The organism is Pseudomonadota bacterium (genome assembly GCA_030860485.1).
Classification (GTDB): Bacteria; Pseudomonadota; Gammaproteobacteria; order JACCXJ01; family JACCXJ01; genus JACCXJ01.
Genome location: JALZID010000048.1, coordinates 1 through 4,448 on the forward strand (window position 1 = coordinate 1; position 4,448 = coordinate 4,448).

The window sequence follows — 4,448 nt, forward strand, 5'->3', positions numbered from 1 at the left end:
ATCCAGATCTTGCGCACACTGAGTCGAACCTGGGCCCCGATCTTGAAGGGTTTCAGGCGGATCGTGCCGCATTGCGCTTGCGCGAGCTCGGTTCCTGAAAGCCCCAGCGCTCGCAGGGTCTCGATGAAGGAGGAGAAGTACGTTTCTCGATCTCGTGTGCGAGGGGGAAGCTCTTCCGTTCGCGGATGGAAGCGTGCGGGCGCTCTACGCGATTAACGTGTTCCATCCATCTGCCTTCGCCGCGGAATTTTTTTCGCGAGCTGGTTCGAGCGCTCGGAAGCGGGGGTGGGGCGGTGCTGATCGAGCCGTACTACGGGCCAGTCGCACGTCGCATGTTCAGCAGGCTGCATGCGAGCGAAACCTTCGACACCAATACGAAAGGATGGGAAACCGCTTCAACGGGGCCGATGTCCGGCGCGAATCAGGCGTTGTCTTACATCGTATTCAAGCGGGACCTCGCGGCTTTCAACAGGGAATTCCCGAGCTGACGCTGCTCGTGGACGAGCCGCATACACACCTGCCTTATGTCGTAGCGGAGGAGTGAATTTTCGACAACTGCTACCCGATGTGTTCGACCCTGCAATCGTTCTCGCCGAGCGCGCGTTTGCGCCGCTGGCACCCTTGCTTGCGCTGCAACACACCCTTGTTCTGAGAAAGAGCTGAGAGGTGTCACATCAGCACGTCGCGTCCGGCGCGGCTCGCGAAGCCCGGTTGTTCGCGCGCTACCTCCTCGATCGCGATCCAGCGCCGGAGCTGATCGAGCGATACGTCGAGGCGTGCGCGCGGCTGTTTACCGATTCGCCGAGCGCGCGCGATGCTGCGCTGATGGATTTCGCGTACAGGCATTCCGGCGCCCTGCCGTACCTCGACGCGGCGGCGGGTTTTCTTCGGCCCGGATCGCTGTTGCGACGGAAGCTCCTGCTGATGGCGGCGATCCTCGAGGCGTCACCGCACTACGCGGGTGAATTCCTCGAAGCACCGCCCGGACGCGCGCGGACGCTGCTGCTTCTCATCTGGTACGGATTGTCGGCGGGTCTCAAGTTCGCCATCGGCGCGCTGGTGCTCGTAGCGATTCCTGTCAGGCGCGGCCGGCCCGCGTGATAGACGTCATCGTCGTCGGATCCGGGCCCGGTGGCGCCAACGCTGCAGTTCCGCTGGTCGAAGCCGGTCTCAACGTCGTGCTCCTCGACGTCGGCGCAGACGACACACGATACACGCCGCTGATCCCCGCCGAGTCCTTTCGGACGATCCGTGAGATCGACGACCAGCAGCACCGTTACTTCCTGGGTGATGATTTCGAGGGTATCCCATTCGGGAAGCTCGGCCTCGGCGCGCAGCTCACTCCACCCCGCCGGTACGTCTTCACCAGTGCAGCGTCCCGAATGCCGACCGAGTCCTCGACCTTTCAGTTGTCGGAAAGTCTCGCGCTCAGTGGGCTGGGCGCGGCGTGGGGCGCAGGAGTGTTTCCCTTTTCCGAGAAGGAGCTCTCCGGCTGGTCTATCAGCCGCGCAGATCTCGACCCGCACTACCGGGCCGTGGCTGAGCGCATCGGTACTACTGCCGGACGTGGTGACGATCTCGAACAGCTGCTCGGCGGATTCTCGACGATGCCGCCGATCGAGATAGATACCAACGCCGAAGCGGTGCTCCATCGCTATTCGTCGCGACGCGACACGTTCGCGCGAGAGGGGTTCTTTCTGGGGCGCACTCCTCTCGCAATCTGCACGGAGGCGCTTCACGGACGCGGGCCGCACAAATACCTGGACATGGATTTCTGGGCGGACACAGACCGCAGCGTGTACCGTCCGCGATTCACCATCGAGGAGCTTCGCCCGCGCCCCAATTTCTCCTATGAAGGACAGCGATTCGTGCAATCGTTCACGGAAAGCGCAGAGGGAGTGGAGGTTACGGCGGACAACACGGAGTCGGGCGCGCGACAGACCTATCGTGCACGCGCGCTCGTTCTGGCCGGAGGGACGACGAGCAGCGCACGCATTGTTCTCCGATCTCTCGGCCGCTACACGCAACCGCTGCCACTCCTCTGCAATCCGTACACGTACGTGCCCGCGGTGAACCTGAGGATGATCGGGCGGCCGGCGCGGGACCGCCGGCATAGTCTCGCGCAGCTCACCGGATTGTACGCGCCTCCGGGGCGAGAGCACGGAATGGTGGTCACGCAGATGTATTCCTATCGCTCTTTGATGACTTTCAAGCTGCTCAAGGAAGCGCCGATCGCCTACCGCGAGGCGCTCAGGGTGATGCAGCTGCTGACCAGTGCCTTCGCGATTCTCGGAATCAATCACGAGGACACTCCGAGCGTCTCGAGAAACTGCCGCCTCGAGCGCGGAGCTGACGGGAGCGATCGGCTCGTGGTTAGTTACCAGCTTTCGACTGAAGAAGAATCGAGACATGCCCGCGACGAGGCGCACGTCATTCGATTCTTTCGCCGTCTTGGGTGCTGGCCCATCAAGGCGATTCGACCGGGCCATGGATCGAGCATTCACTACGCGGGGACATTTCCGATGGCCGCCGACGGCGGCGAGCTCACCTGCAACGCCGAATGCCGTCTGCGAGCGACACGGGCTGTTTATGTCGCGGATGGCTCGCCCTTCCCGTATCTGCCGGCGAAGGGGCTGACGTTCACCATCATGGCAAACGCAAATCGCGTGGGATCGCTCCTGGCGGAGAAGCTCGCGTCCAGCGGAGTGGCGTGACTTCGTCTCCAACTGCGCGCGGCCGGACGATTGCGATCACCGGAGCGAGCGGGCTTATCGGCCGGCACCTGGCTGATCATTTCCGGCGGCGCGAGTGGAATGTGCGCGCACTCGTTCGCGATCCGTCGCGATCTCCCTTCGCCGAGCGCGACATCGAGGTGCTTCGGGCCGAGCTGCCCGATGCAATCGATGAGCGTGCTTTCGAGGGAGCGGACGTGGTGATTCACGCCGCGTATGCGACGGCGGAAAGTCGCGCTGATACCGCGAGGCGGGTGAACGAAGTGGGGACCGCCCGTGTACTAGCCGCATCGCGCGCGGCCGGCGTGCACCGATTCGTTTTCGTCTCGAGCTTTGCCGCGCATCCCGATGCCCGCTCATACTACGGGCGAAGCAAGCTCGCATTGGAGCGGCAGCTCGACTCGGTGCGCGATCTGGTGATTCGTCCCGGGCTGGTGCTTGCTCCGAGCGGTGGATTGTTCGAGCGGATGCGGAGGTCGATCGAGAGTTCGCCTGTCGTGCCGCTCGTCGGCGGAGGACGGCAGATTCTGCAGACAGTGCACATCGACGATCTCTGCGTTGCCTTCGAACGCGCGGTGCAACTCGATCTTACCGGCGCGCTCAACGTCGCCGAGCCCGAGGGTGTGAAGATGCGGGCATTCATCGAGATGATGGCCGCACGGTTGAATCGGCGAGCGCGACTGGTTCCGATTCCGGCGCAGTCGATGTTGGTCGTGGTACGCGCGCTCGAGCGGTTGCGCCTGCCGTTGCCCGTTTCGTCGGAGAACGTGCTCGGGCTGCTCGCGATGCGGCACACGCCTACTGCGCGTGATCTAGCGCGATTGGGGATTCGTGTGAGGACCACCGGGGAAAGCCTCGAGGAGCTGATCTAGGACATGAAAAGAGGGGGTCGTGACCCGGCCCCACCCGCACCTGGGTTGGAAATCAGATCTGCCTGCTCTCGGTGCTCCTCGCCCATAAACCTCGGCCGCGAGCTACAGATGATTGCGCATCCCCCTTCACGCGTGACCCTGAAGAAACGGCCGGCCTTCTGGGTATTCGAACGCCTGGATACGTTTCGGCGTGTCCATATAGATGTGCACGAAGCACTTGAGATACTCTGCCATGAGAGCCGGGGCGCAGCACCGGGTCACACGGCCATGCCTGGTCGGGACCAGCAGCGGTCGTCTGGCCGGGGTGTGAGTGGCCGCGGCCGGGGGTTCGCTATCGATGCGTGCCCCGATCCATCTCGTGCCCCTCCTCGCAGATCCAGCAGTGGCACGAATGATCTCGATGTGCCATCATCTGTAACGCTATGGCATACCTCACATCGCCCACGGAGGTACAGCTCGCCCCCAGGGGCGCCTGGTCACCCCGGCCCAGCTTTGGCGGTTGCTCGGTTTCGATCTCGGCGACACGCTGGTCGCCCGCCTCGAAAACGGCCGGTTGATCCTCGAGATACGGGAGGCGATCCGGCGCCGCCTCAAGGACCGCTTTGCCCGCCTGCCGGTGGGAAAGAGCCTCGCGTCCGAATTGCTGACCCAGCGCCGCCGAGACGCCGAAATGGAAGAAAGCCGGTGAAGGCGGTGCTCGACGCCTCGGCCCTGCTCGCTAGCCCATCTTTCTCAACCCACCTTAGGAAATGCCGAGTTTTCGAGGTTTACCCTTCGGGAAGGCGCATAAACACTCGGGGTCGAGTTTCGAACTGGCTGTAGTGTAGACCAAGTGTCTTGTCAG

Annotated in this window: 4 protein-coding genes and 2 pseudogenes; 5 read left to right on the top strand and 1 reads right to left on the bottom strand. The window is 63.2% G+C overall.

Annotated elements, in window-relative coordinates; genetic code table 11:
- A pseudogene (locus M3461_02680) lies at positions 1-116 on the bottom strand (transposase).
- A 177-nt stretch (positions 117-293) separates the two neighbouring features.
- Here M3461_02680 and M3461_02685 point away from each other — a divergent pair.
- From M3461_02685 to M3461_02705, 5 genes and pseudogenes are all read left to right on the top strand, one after another.
- Positions 294-488 carry a hypothetical protein gene (locus M3461_02685; protein MDQ3773346.1) on the top strand — a complete coding sequence of 65 codons (195 nt, stop codon included), beginning with the start codon at positions 294-296 and terminating at the stop codon, positions 486-488.
- A gap of 223 nt (positions 489-711) precedes the next feature.
- A complete protein-coding gene (locus tag M3461_02690; GenBank protein MDQ3773347.1) occupies positions 712-1,101 on the top strand; it encodes a hypothetical protein in 390 nt (129 codons plus the stop codon).
- Positions 1,098-2,714 (top strand): GMC oxidoreductase, encoded by a 1,617-nt coding sequence (locus M3461_02695; protein MDQ3773348.1) that lies wholly within the window; start codon positions 1,098-1,100, stop codon positions 2,712-2,714. Before M3461_02690 ends, M3461_02695 begins: the two co-directional genes overlap by 4 nt.
- Positions 2,711-3,604 carry an NAD-dependent epimerase/dehydratase family protein gene (locus M3461_02700; GenBank protein ID MDQ3773349.1) on the top strand — a complete coding sequence of 298 codons (894 nt, stop codon included), beginning with the start codon at positions 2,711-2,713 and terminating at the stop codon, positions 3,602-3,604. The genes M3461_02695 and M3461_02700 overlap by 4 nt, the downstream gene beginning before the upstream one ends.
- A gap of 422 nt (positions 3,605-4,026) precedes the next feature.
- Positions 4,027-4,292, top strand: a pseudogene (locus tag M3461_02705) (AbrB family transcriptional regulator).
- Positions 4,293-4,448 lie beyond the last annotated feature (156 nt).